The sequence below is a fragment of the Aquamicrobium sp. genome, from assembly GCF_023954335.1.
Taxonomy (GTDB): domain Bacteria; phylum Pseudomonadota; class Alphaproteobacteria; order Rhizobiales; family Rhizobiaceae; genus Aerobium.
In genome coordinates this window covers 41,523-57,172 of the sequence record NZ_JAMLIE010000007.1, presented here as the reverse complement: position 1 = coordinate 57,172, position 15,650 = coordinate 41,523, and the positions used below count along the sequence as shown (strand labels likewise).

At 65.6% G+C, this 15,650-nt stretch carries 12 protein-coding genes and 1 pseudogene; 10 read left to right on the top strand and 3 right to left on the bottom strand.

Translation table 11 applies throughout. The annotated features are described in order from the left end of the window. Positions 1 to 4 precede the first annotated feature (4 nt). The 10 genes and pseudogenes from nuoL (at position 5) to M9945_RS22175 (ending at position 12,301) form a co-directional block, all read left to right on the top strand. The gene (gene nuoL, locus M9945_RS22220) at positions 5 to 1,987 is read left to right on the top strand and encodes an NADH-quinone oxidoreductase subunit L (protein WP_367946278.1); all 1,983 of its coding nucleotides are present in this window, start codon (positions 5 to 7) and stop codon (positions 1,985 to 1,987) included. A gap of 3 nt (positions 1,988 to 1,990) precedes the next feature. Beyond that, positions 1,991 to 3,499 carry an NADH-quinone oxidoreductase subunit M gene (locus M9945_RS22215; RefSeq protein WP_367946277.1) on the top strand — a complete coding sequence of 503 codons (1,509 nt, stop codon included), beginning with the start codon at positions 1,991 to 1,993 and terminating at the stop codon, positions 3,497 to 3,499. A 10-nt stretch (positions 3,500 to 3,509) separates the two neighbouring features. After that, positions 3,510 to 4,946: pseudogene (nuoN, locus tag M9945_RS22210) on the top strand (NADH-quinone oxidoreductase subunit NuoN). Between the two features lie 153 nt (positions 4,947 to 5,099). Next, positions 5,100 to 5,921 carry a biotin--[acetyl-CoA-carboxylase] ligase gene (locus M9945_RS22205; RefSeq protein ID WP_367946276.1) on the top strand — a complete coding sequence of 274 codons (822 nt, stop codon included), beginning with the start codon at positions 5,100 to 5,102 and terminating at the stop codon, positions 5,919 to 5,921. A gap of 32 nt (positions 5,922 to 5,953) precedes the next feature. Further along, the gene (locus tag M9945_RS22200) at positions 5,954 to 7,621 is read left to right on the top strand and encodes a ribonuclease J (RefSeq protein ID WP_367946275.1); all 1,668 of its coding nucleotides are present in this window, start codon (positions 5,954 to 5,956) and stop codon (positions 7,619 to 7,621) included. 153 nt (positions 7,622 to 7,774) lie between these two features. After that, positions 7,775 to 8,179, top strand: coding sequence for a methylmalonyl-CoA epimerase (gene mce / locus M9945_RS22195; protein ID WP_367946274.1), 405 nt, complete (start codon positions 7,775 to 7,777; stop codon positions 8,177 to 8,179). A gap of 6 nt (positions 8,180 to 8,185) precedes the next feature. After that, positions 8,186 to 8,455, top strand: a complete 270-nt coding sequence (locus M9945_RS22190) for a DUF1467 family protein (RefSeq protein WP_367946273.1) — start codon at positions 8,186 to 8,188, stop codon at positions 8,453 to 8,455. Between the two features lie 512 nt (positions 8,456 to 8,967). Beyond that, positions 8,968 to 10,311: a proline--tRNA ligase gene (gene proS, locus M9945_RS22185; RefSeq protein WP_367946272.1), complete on the top strand. Its 1,344-nt coding sequence runs from the start codon at positions 8,968 to 8,970 to the stop codon at positions 10,309 to 10,311. Then, positions 10,308 to 11,618 (top strand): lipoprotein-releasing ABC transporter permease subunit, encoded by a 1,311-nt coding sequence (locus M9945_RS22180; RefSeq protein ID WP_367946271.1) that lies wholly within the window; start codon positions 10,308 to 10,310, stop codon positions 11,616 to 11,618. Before proS ends, M9945_RS22180 begins: the two co-directional genes overlap by 4 nt. Continuing rightward, entirely contained in the window at positions 11,618 to 12,301 is a 684-nt protein-coding gene (locus tag M9945_RS22175; protein ID WP_367931723.1) for an ABC transporter ATP-binding protein, read from the top strand. The genes M9945_RS22180 and M9945_RS22175 overlap by 1 nt, the downstream gene beginning before the upstream one ends. Before the next feature lie 174 nt (positions 12,302 to 12,475). Here M9945_RS22175 and M9945_RS22170 read toward each other — a convergent pair whose 3' ends face one another. The 3 genes from M9945_RS22170 to glnA form a co-directional block, all read right to left on the bottom strand. Continuing rightward, positions 12,476 to 13,021 (bottom strand): transglutaminase-like cysteine peptidase, encoded by a 546-nt coding sequence (locus tag M9945_RS22170; protein WP_367946324.1) that lies wholly within the window; start codon positions 13,019 to 13,021, stop codon positions 12,476 to 12,478. A gap of 373 nt (positions 13,022 to 13,394) precedes the next feature. Then, positions 13,395 to 14,006, bottom strand: coding sequence for a PilZ domain-containing protein (locus M9945_RS22165; protein ID WP_367946270.1), 612 nt, complete (start codon positions 14,004 to 14,006; stop codon positions 13,395 to 13,397). A gap of 173 nt (positions 14,007 to 14,179) precedes the next feature. Further along, a complete protein-coding gene (gene glnA / locus M9945_RS22160) occupies positions 14,180 to 15,589 on the bottom strand; it encodes a type I glutamate--ammonia ligase (RefSeq protein WP_367946269.1) in 1,410 nt (469 codons plus the stop codon). Between the last annotated feature and the right edge of the window lie 61 nt (positions 15,590 to 15,650).

Here is a 15,650-nt window from a genome sequence, read left to right as displayed (position 1 = left end):
GGCCATGTATCACGCGATCGTCTTCCTTCCGCTGCTCGGTTTCCTGATCGCCGGCCTGTTCGGCCGCTCGATCGGCGCCAAGGCGTCGGAATACGTCACAACCGGCTTCCTCATCGTCGCGGCGGCGCTGTCGTGGGTCGCCTTCTTCACCGTCGCCTTCGGCGAAGGCGAGGCGTTCACCGTGCCGGTGCTGACCTTCATCCAGGCCGGCGGGCTCGACGTGTCGTGGGCGCTCAGGATCGACACGCTGACCGTCGTCATGCTCATCGTCGTCAACACCGTCTCGGCGCTCGTGCATGTCTACTCCATCGGCTACATGCACCACGACCCGCACCGGCCGCGCTTCTTCGCGTACCTGTCGCTGTTCACCTTCGCCATGCTGATGCTGGTGACCTCCGACAACCTCGTGCAGATGTTCTTCGGCTGGGAGGGCGTCGGCCTCGCCTCCTATCTCCTGATCGGCTTCTGGTACCAGAAGCCGTCGGCGAGCGCGGCCGCCATCAAGGCCTTCGTCGTCAACCGCGTCGGCGATTTCGGCTTCCTGCTCGGCCTGTTCGGCGTCTTCGTCCTGTTCGGCTCGGTCAATTTCGACACCATCTTCGCCAATGCCGCGACCATCGCCGAAAGCCCCGACCAGGCGGGCGAGGCGGTGTTCACCTTCCTCAACTGGTCGCTGACCCAGTCCGGCGCGCTGACCGCGATCTGCCTGCTGCTGTTCATGGGCGCGATGGGCAAGTCGGCGCAGGTGCCGCTGCACACCTGGCTGCCCGACGCCATGGAAGGCCCGACGCCCGTCTCGGCGCTGATCCACGCCGCCACCATGGTCACGGCCGGCGTGTTCATGCTGGCGCGCCTGTCGCCGATCTTCGAACTGTCGCATGTCGCGCTGATGGTGGTCGTCTTCATCGGCGCGATCACCGCCTTCTTCGCCGCCACCGTCGGCCTGGTGCAGAACGACATCAAGCGCGTCATCGCCTATTCGACCTGCTCGCAGCTCGGCTACATGTTCGTCGCGCTCGGCATGGGCTTCTATTCGGCGGCGATCTTCCACCTGTTCACGCACGCCTTCTTCAAGGCGCTGCTGTTCCTCGGCTCGGGCTCGGTCATCCATGCCGTCTCCGACGAGCAGGACATGCGCAAGATGGGCGGCCTCTACAAGCTGATCCCCGTCACCTACTGGATGATGATCATCGGCACCATCGCGCTGACCGGCGTCGGCATCCCGACGACGATCATCGGCACCGCCGGCTTCTTCTCCAAGGACGCGATCATCGAAGGCGCGTTCGCCGGCCACAGCCCGCTCGCCGGCTTCGCCTTCACGCTGCTCGTCGTCGCAGCCGCCTTCACCAGCTTCTATTCCTGGCGTCTGATCTTCATGACCTTCCACGGCAAGCCGCGCGCCAGCCACGAGGTCATGCACCACGTCCATGAATCGCCGCCGGTGATGCTGGTTCCGCTGTTCATCCTCGCCACGGGCGCGCTGTTCGCCGGCGTCATCTTCCACGACTTCTTCATCGGCCACGGCTATGACGGCTTCTGGAAGGGCGCGCTGTTCACGCTGCCGGACAACCACATCCTGCACGATTTCCACGGCGTGCCGCTGTGGGTGAAGCTGGCGCCGCTGGTGTCGATGGTGCTCGGCTTCGTCGTCGCCTGGCATTTCTACATCCGCTCGCCGCAGACGCCGGTCCAGCTCGCCGCGCAGCACAGGGGGCTCTACCTCTTCCTGCTCAACAAGTGGTATTTCGACGAGCTCTACGACTTCCTGTTCGTCCGTCCCGCCAAGCGCATCGGCCACTTCCTGTGGAAGACCGGCGACGGCAAGGTGATCGACGGCTTCGGGCCGGACGGCATCTCCGCCCGCGTCACGGACGTCACCCAGCGGGTGGTCAAGCTCCAGACCGGCTATCTCTACCACTACGCATTCGCAATGCTCATCGGCGTGGCGGCTCTCGTCACCTGGATGATGCTCGGGGGCTCGTTCTAGACCATGACCGACTGGCCAATTCTCTCCACGGTCACGTTCCTGCCGCTGGTCGGCGCGTTCCTGATCCTGCTGATCCGGGACGAGGGGACGGCCGCGCGCCGCAACATCCGCAACGTCGCGCTGCTGACCACGGTGTTCACCTTCGTCCTGTCGCTGTTCATCTGGGCGGGGTTCGACACCGGCTATCCCGGCTTCCAGATGGTCGAGAAGGCGGAGTGGCTGGGCGCGGGCATCTCCTACCACATGGGTGTCGACGGCATCTCGATGCTGTTCGTCATCCTGACGACCTTCCTGATGCCGTTGTGCATCCTCGCTTCGTGGGAGTCGGTGGAGAACCGGGTCAAGGAATACATGATCGCGTTCCTGATCCTGGAAACGCTGATGATCGGCGTGTTCTGCGCCCTCGACCTCGTGCTGTTCTACGTCTTCTTCGAGGCGGGCCTGATCCCGATGTTCATCATCATCGGCGTCTGGGGCGGCAAGAGGCGCGTCTACGCCTCGTTCAAGTTCTTCCTCTATACGCTCCTCGGCTCGGTGCTGATGCTGCTCGCCATCATGGCGATGTACTGGCAGGCCGGAACCACCGACATCCCGACGCTGCTGGCGCACGATTTCCCGGCCTCGATGCAGACATGGCTATGGCTCGCCTTCTTCGCCTCCTTCGCGGTGAAGATGCCGATGTGGCCGGTCCACACCTGGCTGCCCGACGCCCACGTCGAGGCGCCGACGGCCGGATCGGTCATCCTGGCCGGCATTCTGCTCAAGATGGGCGGCTACGGCTTCCTGCGCTTCTCGCTGCCGATGTTCCCGGACGCCTCGCTCTACTTCCAGCCCTTCGTCTTCACCCTGTCGGTGGTCGCCATCGTCTACACCTCGCTGGTGGCGCTGATGCAGGAGGACATGAAGAAGCTGATCGCCTATTCCTCGGTCGCCCACATGGGCTACGTGACGATGGGCATCTTCGCGCTCAACGTCGAGGGCGTTCAGGGCGCGATCTTCCAGATGCTCAGCCACGGCCTCGTCTCGGGCGCGCTGTTCCTGTGCGTCGGCGTCGTCTACGACCGCATGCACACCCGCGAGATCGACGCCTATGGCGGCCTCGTCAACAACATGCCGAAATACGCCGTCGTCTTCCTGATCTTCACCATGGCCAATGTCGGCCTGCCGGGCACCTCCGGCTTCGTCGGCGAGTTCCTGACGCTGCTCGGCGTGTTCAGGGTCAACACCTGGGTCGCGCTGTTCGCGGCGACCGGCGTCATCCTCTCGGCCGCCTACGCGCTCTGGCTCTACCGGCGCGTCGTCTTCGGCGCGCTGACGAAGGAAAGCCTCAAGGGCCTGCTCGACCTGTCGGCGCGCGAGAAGGCGATCATCTATCCGCTGGTGTTCTTCGTCATCCTCTTCGGCGTCTACCCCATGCCGATCTTCGACGTGACGACGGCCTCGGTCGACGCCCTCGTCAACAACATCACGCTTTCCATCGAGGCCTCCGAGGCCGCCATGGCGATCCAATAAGGCCAGCACAATGACGGCAGACTTTTCCCAGAGCCTGATCCTTGCCGCTCCCGAGCTGATCCTCGCCGTCGGCGCGCTGGCGCTGCTGATGATCGGCGCCTTCTCCGGCGAGCGGGCGAACACGACCGTCACCGGCCTCGCCATCGCGCTGCTCCTCGGCGCGGGCGGCTGGATGATCGTCTTCGTCGGCGACGGCGCGGCCTTCGGCAACGCCTTCATCAACGATCCGTTCGCGCGGCTGATGAAGCTGCTCACCCTCGGCGGCTCGGTGGTGACGCTGATCATGTCGGTCGGCTTCGCGCGGCAGGAGAAGTTCGACAAGTTCGAATATCCCGGTGCTCGTCGTCCTCTCGACGCTGGGCATGCTGCTGATGGTCTCGGCCAACGACATGCTGGCGCTCTATCTCGGCCTCGAGCTCCAGTCGCTGGCGCTCTACGTCATCGCCGCGATCAACCGCGATTCCGTGCGCTCGACCGAGGCGGGCCTGAAATATTTCGTCCTCGGCGCGCTGTCCTCGGGCATGCTGCTCTACGGCATGTCGCTGGTCTACGGCTACACCGGCTCGACCGGCTTCGAGGCCATCGCCACGGCCCTGACCGCCGAGGGCAGATCGGCCTCGTCTTCGGCCTGGTGTTCATCCTTGCCGGCCTCGCATTCAAGATTTCGGCCGTGCCGTTCCATATGTGGACGCCGGACGTCTATGAAGGTGCGCCGACCCCAGTCACGGCCTTCTTCGCCGCTGCGCCGAAAGTCGCCGCTATGGCCATGCTCGTGCGCATCGTCATCGAAGCCTTCGAGCCCGTCGTTGCCGACTGGCAGCAGGTCATCGTCTTCATTTCGATCGCCTCCATGCTGCTCGGTGCCTTCGCGGCCATCGGCCAGCGCAACATCAAGCGCCTGATGGCCTATTCCTCGATCGGCCACATGGGCTATGCGCTGGTTGGCCTTGCCGCCGGCTCCATGGCGGGCGTGCGCGGCGTTGCGCTCTATATGCTGATCTACATGGTCATGACGCTCGGCACCTTCGCGATCATCCTCGCCATGCGCCGCAAGGAAGGCGGCAATGTCGAGGACATCAACGACCTGGCGGGCCTTGCCTCGACCAACCCGTTCATGGCGACCGTTCTGACGATCCTGATGTTCTCGCTCGCCGGCATCCCGCCGATGGCAGGCTTCTTCGCCAAGTACTTCGTCTTCATGGCGGCCATCGAGGCGCATCTCTATGCGCTCGCCATCATCGGCGTGCTCGCCTCGGTCGTCGGCGCCTACTACTACCTGCGCATCATCAAGGTGATGTGGTTCGACGAGTCGGCCGGCGGCTTCGAGCCGATGGCGACCGAGCTGAAGCTCGTGCTCGGCGTCTCCACCGCCTTCGTCTTCCTCTATCCGCTGATCGGCGGCGTGGTCGGGCGCATGGCGGAAGCCGCCGCCAAGACTTTCTTCTGATGGGCGCGCCCTTTCTTCCTTCTCCCCGTTCACGGGGAGAAGGTGGCCCGAAGGGCCGGATGAGGGGCAGCAGCCATCCTGCGCGGTTTGCGCAGCCCCTCATCTGCCTGCCGGCATCTTCTCCCCGTGAACGGGGAGAAGAAAGCTAGTCGCATGGGCTTCTCGCTTGCTTCAACGGCCATCGCCGCCGGATACCGTCTGGAAGCGTTCGATGCGGTCGGCTCCACCAACGCGCTGGCGCTGGAGCGCGGGCAGGCGGGCGACGCCGGCCGGCTCTGGCTGGTGACCAAGCGCCAGGAAGCGGGCAGGGGGCGGCGCGGCCGCGCCTGGGCGACGCAGGAGGGCAACCTTGCCGCGACGCTCCTTCTCGTACCCGATGTCGACCTGAAGCACGCGGCCACGCTCGGCTTCGTCGCCGGGCTTTCCCTTGCCGACGCGCTCGCCGCCGCCGCGCCCGACATCCGGTTCGGGATCGGCGTCGACGGCGGCGACCTTGCCGGCGGGCGCGGGCGCTTCGAGCTGAAATGGCCCAACGACGTTCTGGCCGGCGGCGCCAAGCTGTCGGGCATCCTGCTCGAATCGGCGATGCTGGACGATGGCCGCTTCGCCCTCGCCATCGGCATCGGCGTCAACGTCGTCGCGCATCCCGACGACACGCCCTATCCGGCAACGTCGCTGGCCGAGCTCGGCAGCCGGTGCGACGCCGAGCGGCTGTTCCTTGCCTTGTCCGACGCCTGGGTGGAAAATGAACGCCTGTGGGCCGGCGGCGCCGGGCTTGCCGCCGTCCGCTCCCGCTGGCTGGCCAGCGCGGCGGGGCTGGGCAGCGCGGTCGCTGTGCGCATCGACGGCGAGGTGGTGCGGGGCGTGTTCGACACCATCGACGACGAGTGCCGGTTCGTCATCCGCAGGGATGACGGATCACAGGTGACGGTCGCCGCCGGCGACGTGCATTTCGGGGCGGTCGCTTCAGCCTGAATCGGCCGGCCACGACCTTGAAAGGAAGAAAGATGACGAGGACGGAAGCAGACCAGCTTGTCTTCTGCCCGCTCGGCGGCGTCGGCGAGATCGGCATGAACTTCGCGCTCTACGGCTTCGGCCCGGCGCGGGCGCGCAAGTGGCTGGTGGTCGATGTCGGCGTCTCCTTTCCCGACGCGCACCTGCCCGGCGTCGATCTCGTCCTGCCCGACACCCGCTTCGTCGAGAGCGTGGTCAACGATATCGTCGGCATCGTCATCACCCACGCCCATGAGGACCATTACGGCGCGCTGCTCGACCTGTGGCCGCGGCTGCGCAAGACCGTCTGGATGACGCCGTTCACCGCCGGCCTGCTCGAGGCCAAGCGCGGCTTCGACGGCGGCGCGGAGATCCCGATCGAGATCTACCGCCCCGGCGAGCGCTTCACCGTCGGCCCGTTCGACATCGAGACCATTGCCGTCACCCACTCGATCCCAGAGCCGGTCTCGCTCGCCATCCGCACGCCGCTCGGCATGGTCGTCCACACCGGCGACTGGAAGATCGACACCGCGCCCGCCATCGGCCCGCTGACCGACGAGGCGAGTTTCCGCGAACTCGGCGACGAGGGCGTGCTGGCGCTGGTCTGCGATTCGACCAATGCCTTGCGCGAGGGCGATTCACCGTCCGAGAAGGACGTCGCCGTCGGCCTGCGCCAAGTGATCGAGGAAGCGCGCGGCCGCGTCGCCGTCACTACCTTTTCCTCGAATGTCGGCCGCATCCGCTCCATCGCCGAGGCCGCGCGCGACGCCGGGCGGCAGGTGCTGGTCCTCGGCTCCTCGCTGAAGCGCGTCATCGACGTGGCGAGCGAGCTCGGCTATCTCGACGGCCTGCCGGAGTTCGTCTCCGAGGAGGGCTACGCCTTCATCCCGCGCGAAAACCTCGTCATCCTGTGCACTGGCAGCCAGGGCGAGCCGCGCGCCGCGCTCGCCAAGCTCGCCCGCGACGAGATGAAGAACGTCGCGCTCTCGGCCGGCGACACGGTGGTCTATTCCTCGCGCGTCATCCCCGGCAACGAGAAGGCGATCCTCGAGACCAAGAACCTCCTGATCGAGCAGGGCATCCGGATCATCGAGGACGGCGACGCGCTGGTCCACGTCTCCGGCCATCCGCGCCGCAACGAACTGAGGCAGATGTACAAATGGGTGCGCCCGCGCATCCTCGTGCCCGTCCATGGCGAGGCCGCGCATCTGGTGGCGCAGGGGCTGCTGGGACAGGCGGAAGGCATCCCCGAGATCGGCCATGTCCGCAACGGCGACGTGCTGCGCCTTGCGCCGGGCGCGGCCGAGATCGTCGACCAGGTGCCGTTCGGCCGCATCTGCAAGGACGGCAAGCTGGTCGGCAGCGACGAGGCCATGGGCGTGCGCGACCGGCGCAAGCTCAGCTATGTCGGCCATGTCGCGGTCAATGTCGTGCTCGACGAGCGCCACGAGCTCGCCGGCGACCCGGACCTCGTCGCCATCGGCACGGCCAGGGCCGATGCGCGCGGCGCGCTGCTCGAAGACCTGATGCTCGACGCCGCCATCGGCGCGGTCGAGAGCATCCCCCGGGTGCGCCGCCGCGACCTCGACCTCGTCGCCGAAGCCGTGCGCCGCGCCGTGCGCGCCGCCGCCAACGAAGCCTGGGGCAAGAAGCCGCTCGTCACCGTGTTCGTGACGCGATAGATGGAGTGAGTAGTGAGTAGTGAGTAGTGAGTAGTGAGTAGTGAGTAGTGAAAACGGAAAGTGATGGAGAGTCATGGCGTCAACCGTCATGACAGGTGCCATCCACTATTCACTACTCACTATTCCCTACTCACTTCCAAAAAGGATATCCCCATGCTCGGACGTCTCAACCATGTCGCGCTCGCCGTGCCGGACCTCGCCGCGGCCAGCGCGCTCTATCGCGGCACGCTCGGGGCGCGGGTGTCGGAGCCGCAGGCGCTGCCCGAGCACGGCGTCACCATCGTCTTCATCGATGTCGGCAACACCAAGATCGAGCTGCTGGAGCCGCTGGGCGAGAACTCGACGATCCGACCTTTCCTCGACAAGAACCCGTCGGGCGGCATGCACCATGTCTGCTACGAGGTCGACGACATCATCGCCGCGCGCGACCGGCTGAAGGCCGAGGGCGCGCGCGTGCTCGGCGACGGCGAGCCGAAGATCGGCGCCCACGGCAAGCCGGTGCTGTTCCTGCACCCGAAGGACTTTTTCGGCACGCTCGTCGAGCTGGAACAGGCCTGAGCCGCGATGAGCTGGATTTCGATCGCCGCGATCTACTTCATCCTGTGGTGGGTGGTGCTGTTCGCCATGCTGCCCTTCGGGGTCAGGACGCAGGACGACGAGGGCGACGTGACGCTCGGCACCGTGGCAAGCGCGCCGCACGGGCCGCACATGCTGCGCGCGGTCATCCGCACCACCATCGTCGCCAGCGTCATCTTCGCGGGGTTCTACATCGCCACCGTCTATTACGGCTTTTCCTTCGACGACATTCCCCGCATCGGGCCTTCGGCACGCTGACCGTTCTGCCGCCGGGCGAACCGTCCGGCATTGGCAAATGCAGCCAAGAAACGGGATGGAGCGGTGCGCTCCTGCGCGCCGGAAAAGCGTTTGCAGGTCCGAAAGGCAGGGGCTCGGCCCAAAGGCAGTGTGCACAAAAAAAAAGCAAGGCCGAAGCCTTGCAATTTGAACGCGTCCGATCTGTGTTCCGTCATAGCGGCGGCTGCGGATAATCGCGCCTAGATCGCATCCTCCCAAGACTTTTGACCGCGCAGGAGAGCGGATTTTTTCTCCACTCTCTCGGTTATGTGACGAACACTAGACCAGATAAGATGGAATTGTCACGAAAAATTTCGCTTGAAGACCTGACGAGATGTGCTGCATTGCACAATACAAGGGCAGCACTGCCCACTCCGGCGGCAGTCCGAAGCTCTTGCGCGCTCGGGTTTCCAAGCCGCCACGAAATCGCTATGAAGCGCCTGATATTGAACATCGGGCCTGTTGATTCCGCCCGTTTCTGATGGAAATCCCCCATGCGTCTGTCGCGTTACTTTCTGCCCATCCTCAAGGAGAATCCGCGCGAGGCCGAAATCGTCTCGCACCGGCTGATGCTGCGCGCCGGCATGATCCGCCAGCAGGCGCAGGGCTCATTCTCGTGGCTGCCGCTGGGCAAGCGCGTGCTCGACAAGGTCTGCCGCATCATCCGCGAGGAGCAGGACCGCGCCGGGGCGCAGGAAATCCTGATGCCGACCATCCAGTCGGCCGAGCTGTGGCGCGAAAGCGGCCGCTACGACGATTACGGCAAGGAGATGCTGCGCATCAAGGACCGCCACGAGCGCGACATGCTCTACGGCCCGACCAACGAGGAGATGGTCACGGACATCTTCCGTTCCTATGTCCGCTCCTATAAGGACCTGCCGCTGAACCTTTACCACATCCAGTGGAAGTATCGCGACGAGGTGCGCCCGCGCTTCGGCGTCATGCGCTCGAGGGAGTTCCTGATGAAGGACGCCTATTCCTTCGACATCGACTTTGAAGGGGCGAGGGCGGCCTACAACCGCATGTTCGTGTCCTACCTGCGCACCTTCGAGCGGGTCGGCATGAAGTCGATCCCGATGCGCGCCGACACCGGCCCGATCGGCGGCGACCTTTCCCACGAGTTCATCATCCTCGCCGACACCGGCGAGAGCGCGGTGTTCTGCCATCGCGACTTCCTCGGCCTCGCGGTGCCGGGCGCGGATGTCGACTATGCGAACGACGAGGCCATCGCCGGCATCGTCCGCGACTGGACGACCCCTTACGCCGCGACCGACGAGATGCACGACGAGGACGCGTGGGAGAAGGTGCCGGAAGGCGAACAGCTTGCGGCGCGCGGCATCGAGGTCGGCCACATCTTCCATTTCGGCGAGAAATACTCGAAGCCGATGGGCGCCAGCGTGACAGGGCCGGACGGCAAGGAGCATTTTGTCTCGATGGGCTCCTACGGCATCGGGCCCTCACGCCTGATCGCGGCGATCATCGAGGCGAGCCACGACGAGAACGGCATCATCTGGCCGGCCGCTGTCGCGCCGTTCGACGTCGCCCTGATCAACATGAAGGCGGGCGACGCCGCCTGCGAGGCCGCGGCCGGGACGCTGTACGAGGCGCTCGGCAAGGCCGGCCTCGACGTCCTTTATGACGACACCGACCAGCGCGCTGGCGCGAAATTCGCCACCGCCGACCTGATCGGCCTGCCTTGGCAGGTGATCGTCGGCCCGCGCGGCGTCGAGGCCGGCGAGGCCGAGCTCAAGAACCGCAAGAGCGGCGAGCGCGTGACCGTGCCGCTCGGCGAGGTCGTCGCGCGCCTCGTCGCGGCGAAGGACGGGAAGGCGGCATGAGCGAGACGACGGCGACGGGCGAGGCGACGACTGCGGCCGGCGGCCCGCGCGGGGCGGGTCCGTTCTCGCCGTTCGAGCGCATGGTCGCCTGGCGCTACCTGCGCTCGCGCCGCAAGGACACGGTGATCTCGGTCATCTCGATGATCTCCTTCACCGGCATCATGCTCGGCGTCGCGACGCTGATCATCGTCATGGCGGTGATGAACGGCTTCCGCGCCGAGCTGCTGTCGCGCATCCTCGGCGTCAACGGCCATCTGATCGTCCAGCCGGTCGATCGCTCCTTCGACGACTACGCCGAGGTGGCGGCGCGCATCAACGGCGTGCCGGGCGTGCGCTACGCCATCCCCCTGGTCGACGGCCAGGTACTGGCGACCGGCCATGCCATCAACGGCACCGGCGCGCTGGTTCGCGGCATCCGCGAGGACGACATCACCCGGCTCGATTTCGTCGCCCAGAACATCAGGCAGGGCTCGCTGGTCGGCTTCGCCACCGGCGAGGGCGTCGCCATCGGCAAGCGCATGGCCGACGCGCTGGCGCTTTCGGTCGGCGACGGCATCCAGCTCGTCGCGCCCGAGGGCGACGTCACGCCCTTCGGCGTCACGCCGCGGCAGAAGATCTATCCCGTCACCGCCATCTTCGAGATCGGCATGTCGGAGATCGACGGCGCGATCATCTACATGCCGCTGGAGGAGGCGCAGCTCTTCTTCAACTCGGAAGGCATCGTCCAGAAGCTCGAGGTGTTCGTCGACGATCCCGACGCCGTCGACACGCTGCGCGGGCCGGTCGAGGCGGCGGCGGCGCGGCAGGTCTATCTGACCGACTGGCGCCAGAGCAACCGCACCTTCTTCGCCACGCTCCAGGTCGAGCGCAACGTCATGTTCATGATCCTGACCATGATCGTGCTGGTGGCGGCGCTCAACATCATCTCCGGCCTCATCATGCTGGTGAAGGACAAGGGCCGCGACATCGCCATCCTGCGCACCATGGGCGCGACGAGCGGCGCGGTAATGCGCATCTTCATGATGACCGGGGCGGCGATCGGCATCACCGGCACCATCGCCGGCGTCGTCCTCGGCGTCGTCGTGTGCCTCAACGTCGAGAGCATCCGCCAGTTCTTCTCGTGGCTTTCGGGAACGACGCTGTTCGACCCCGAATTCTACTTCCTGAGCCAGCTTCCGGCCAAGATGGACGCGAGCGAGACGATCTCGGTCGTCCTGATGGCGCTGACGCTGTCCTTCCTCGCCACGCTGTTCCCGGCATGGCGGGCGGCGAGGCTCGATCCGGTCGAGGCGCTGCGCTACGAATGATGACGCAACCGGCAACACTCGAACTCAGGACCGTCGAGCGCGCCTATGGCGAGGGCGAGCACCGGCTCGTCATTCTCGACGGCGCGGATTTCCGGCTGGCGCGCGGCGAGATGGTGGCGCTGGTCGCCCCGTCCGGCGCCGGCAAGTCGACGCTCCTGCACACGGCGGGCCTGCTCGAGCATCCCGACGGCGGCGAGGTGCTGGTGGCGGGGCGGCAGTGCTCCGGCCTTTCCGACGACGAGCGCACCGCCATCCGGCGCAACGAGATCGGCTTCGTCTACCAGTTCCATCACCTCCTGCCGGAGTTCAGCGCGCTGGAGAACGTGATGATGCCGCAGCTGGTGCGGGGCCTCGGCGACGCCGAGGCGCGCGTGCGCGCCATGCAGCTTCTCGACTATATGAAGATCGGCGCGCGCGCCGAGCACAGGCCGGCCGAGCTCTCCGGCGGCGAGCAGCAGCGCGTGGCCATCGCCCGCGCCGTCGCCAACGCGCCGCTGATCCTGCTCGCCGACGAGCCGACCGGCAATCTCGACCCGGCCACGGCCGGCTACGTGTTCGACGCGCTGGAGGCGCTGGTGCGCCAGTCCGGCCTGTCGGCGCTGATCGCCACCCACAATCACGATCTCGCGGCGCGGATGGACCGCCGCGTCACGCTCGAAAAGGGCAGGATCGTCGATTTCTGAGGCTTCCCCGGTTCGCATAAAAGCGGAGCCGACCCTTTGGGGAAAGGGCCGGCTCCTGAACCCGGTCGCTTGGGGACGGGGAGGGTGGGGACTCGACCGGGTTGTCCCTGAATTCCCGTATTCTCTCGATCGCCGGTCCGTCCGAAGGCGGCTTTCCGGCGACCTTTGGTGCGGTTAGCGGCTGCCCGAGACCGAACCGACCAGAACGTTGCGGCCGTCCTCGATGCCGACCCACATGCCAGCATGCTTGGCCGACTGCCGCTTGAGATAGGTGTACTCGGTCTCGGCCCAGGTCAGGATCCGCGGCTCGAGATTGTCGAGGACGAAATCGCCCATGCTGGTGTTGACGGTCAGCACCGCGTGGCCGTCGCCGTTGGGCTGGCGCACGACGGTGATCAGCAGGTTGGAAGCGGGCACGCCCGCCTTCAACAGCCGCTTGCGCTTTTCCAGCACGTAGTCCTCGCAGTCGCCATAGCCGTTGACCGGATAGGACCAGCGCTCCTCGACGCCCCACATCTCCATGTCGGTCCGCGGCGTGACCATGGTGTTGACGACGTTGTTGACGTCGACCATCGCCGCCCAGAGCTTGCGCGTCAGCTCGACCGGGCGGTGGGCGACGGTCTTGGCGCATTCGTCGGGCTTCTGCTGGCAGAATTCGTAGTGGCCGACCGGCTGCGTCGACAGCCCCGCGGTCGGCATGAAAGCCTGCGCCTGCGCCATGGTTGCAGTCGCGCCGAGCACGGCGGCGGCCAGAACCGCAGGCAGGATCTTCTTCGTGGTCCCCATTGTGTCGTCTCCCCTTTGACGAGGGCACAATGGCAGATACGAATTTATGTCACGCAAAGTTGCGTAGTATAACTTTTAGAAAAACAAGCTCATTTTCTCATATACTATGATTAGAATAAATATAGAACAGTATTAAAACAGTAGTCTAATTTGCATAAAATTGTATCGATCGGCCAGCGCAAAGCTTCCGGCCGCACAGCGCCCCGCGCTAACGAAAAAGGCCGGCGACGGGCCGGCCTTGCTGACGTTCCGAAGAGATTGAGGCGGCGATGCGTCCCGCAGACGCCCGCCGCCCTGACGGCTCAGGTCAATTGCCGCTGAACGCGGCCGCGAGCGTATCCTCGCGCTGGAGCATGGCAAACTCGATCGCCACGCCGTCCTCGAAGTGGCGGACCACGCGGCCGCGCATGGCGCCGAGCGTCACCGCCGCGCCGAGCGGCGGCTTGACCTCGATCTCGATCGCCGCGCCGGACAGCGACAGGTCGATGATCCGGCAGCGATATTCCTGGCCATCGTCGAGGCGCAGGGTGCTGAGCGGGTTGCGCGGCGTGATGCGTTCGTGGCGGCGATCCTCGGGCAGGTCGAGCTCGTGCCGGTTGGCGAGCCATGTCAGCTGCGCGGCGAGCTTGTCGCGCTTGCGCTCCGAGGCGAGGATCGTCATCGCAAAGCCGTCGCGGAGCAGGCGGGTGACCACCCCCTCGATGCGGCCGATATGATCGAGATAGACGATGACCTTCTCGCCCAGCTCGCCGGGCCGGTTGGCGCGCAGCGCCACGTCGCCGGGCGACATGTCGATGACCTGGCACGGATGTTCGGTGCGATCCTCAAGCATGTAGCGGCCATAGACCTTCACGCGAACGCGTTGAAAGTTACGCCTCTCCGCCTGTGACGGCGCTACCTTGATCGCCGCTAGTGCCATTTCTATCGCCTGCCCTGACGCCGGAATCCCTCCGCTTCATGCGAAGACTGCCAAAGGTTAATCGTGGACGGTTAACATCCCGTATCGCGCGCAGCGGCGAAAAAGCGCCGGCGCGCCATGAAAAAGGGCCGGGGCGTCGCCGCCCCGGCCCGCTATTCGCCTGTCCCGCAGTATCAGATCGAGTAGTACATGTCGAACTCGACCGGGTGCGGCGTCATCTCGAAGCGCATCACCTCCACCATCTTCAGCTCGATGAACGCGTCGATCTGGTCGTCGTCGAACACGCCGCCGGCCTTGAGGAAGGCGCGGTCCTTGTCGAGGTTGACCAGCGCCTCGCGCAGCGAGCCCGAGACGGTCGGGATCTGCTTCAGCTCCTTCGGCGGCAGGTCGTAGAGGTCCTTGTCCATCGGCTGGCCGGGGTGGAGCTTGTTCTTGATGCCGTCGAGGCCGGCCATCAGCAGCGCGGCGAAGGCGAGATAGGGGTTCGCGCCCGGATCGGGGAAGCGGACCTCGACGCGCTTCGACTTCGGCGACGAGCCGAACGGGATGCGGCAGGAAGCCGAGCGGTTGCGCGCCGAATAGGCGAGCAGCACCGGCGCCTCATAGCCCGGGACCAGACGCTTGTAGGAGTTGGTCAGCGGGTTGGTGAAGGCGTTGATCGCCTTGGCGTGCTTGATGACGCCGCCGATGAAGTAGAGGCAGCTCTCCGACAGGCCGGCATATTCGTTGCCGGCGAAGGTCGGCTTGCCTTCCTTCCAGATCGACAGGTGGACGTGCATGCCCGAGCCGTTGTCGCCGAAGATCGGCTTCGGCATGAAGGTCGCGGTCTTGCCGTAGGCGGCGGCGACCTGGTGCACGACATACTTGTAGAGCTGCATCTTGTCGGCATTGCGCAGCAGCGTGTCGAACTTGACGCCCAGCTCGTGCTGTGCGGCAGCGACCTCATGGTGATGCTTCTCGACGACGACGCCCATCTCGGTCAGCACCGTCAGCATCTCGGAGCGCATGTCCTGCAGCGAGTCGAGCGGCGGGACCGGGAAGTAGCCGCCCTTGACGCGCGGCCGGTGGCCGAGATTGCCGGTCTCGTATTCGGTGTCGTCGTTCGACGGCAGCTCGCTCGAATCGACCCGGAACCCGGTGTTGTACGGGTCGGCCTTGAAGCGGACGTCGTCGAAGACGAAGAACTCGGCTTCCGGCCCGACATAGACCGTGTCGCCGAAGCCTTCGGCCTTGAGATAGGCCTCGGCTTTGCGGGCGATGCCGCGCGGGTCGCGGCCATAGGGCTCGCCCGAGACCGGATCGAGGATGTCGCAGATCAGGACCAGCGTCGACTGCGCGAAGAACGGGTCCATATGCGCGGTCTCGAGGTCCGGCATCAGCACCATGTCGGACTCGTTGATCGCCTTCCAGCCGGCGATGGAGGAGCCGTCGAACATCACGCCGTCGGCGAACATGTCTTCGTCCACGACGCCGACATCCATGGTGACGTGCTGCAGCTTGCCCTTGGGGTCGGTGAAACGCAGGTCGAGGAACTTGATGTCGTTGTCCCTGATGCGCTTCATGATGTCGTCTGCTGTGGTCATTTCTCGCTTTCCTTCAATGGTGACGGAGTGGAGCCGGCCGCGCGGGCCGGCGGATGGGTGG

Coding starts and splice junctions, on each gene's coding strand:
- M9945_RS22205 (WP_367946276.1), top strand. CDS start 5,100: ATGGGCTTCTCGCTTGCTTCAACGGCCATCGCCGCCGGATACCGTCTG.
- M9945_RS22175 (WP_367931723.1), top strand. CDS start 11,618: ATGACGCAACCGGCAACACTCGAACTCAGGACCGTCGAGCGCGCCTAT.
- glnA (WP_367946269.1), bottom strand. CDS start 15,589: ATGACCACAGCAGACGACATCATGAAGCGCATCAGGGACAACGACATC.
- mce (WP_367946274.1), top strand. CDS start 7,775: ATGCTCGGACGTCTCAACCATGTCGCGCTCGCCGTGCCGGACCTCGCC.
- M9945_RS22170 (WP_367946324.1), bottom strand. CDS start 13,021: ATGGCGCAGGCGCAGGCTTTCATGCCGACCGCGGGGCTGTCGACGCAG.
- proS (WP_367946272.1), top strand. CDS start 8,968: ATGCGTCTGTCGCGTTACTTTCTGCCCATCCTCAAGGAGAATCCGCGC.
- M9945_RS22215 (WP_367946277.1), top strand. CDS start 1,991: ATGACCGACTGGCCAATTCTCTCCACGGTCACGTTCCTGCCGCTGGTC.
- M9945_RS22180 (WP_367946271.1), top strand. CDS start 10,308: ATGAGCGAGACGACGGCGACGGGCGAGGCGACGACTGCGGCCGGCGGC.
- M9945_RS22200 (WP_367946275.1), top strand. CDS start 5,954: ATGACGAGGACGGAAGCAGACCAGCTTGTCTTCTGCCCGCTCGGCGGC.
- M9945_RS22190 (WP_367946273.1), top strand. CDS start 8,186: ATGAGCTGGATTTCGATCGCCGCGATCTACTTCATCCTGTGGTGGGTG.
- M9945_RS22165 (WP_367946270.1), bottom strand. CDS start 14,006: ATGGCACTAGCGGCGATCAAGGTAGCGCCGTCACAGGCGGAGAGGCGT.
- nuoL (WP_367946278.1), top strand. CDS start 5: ATGTATCACGCGATCGTCTTCCTTCCGCTGCTCGGTTTCCTGATCGCC.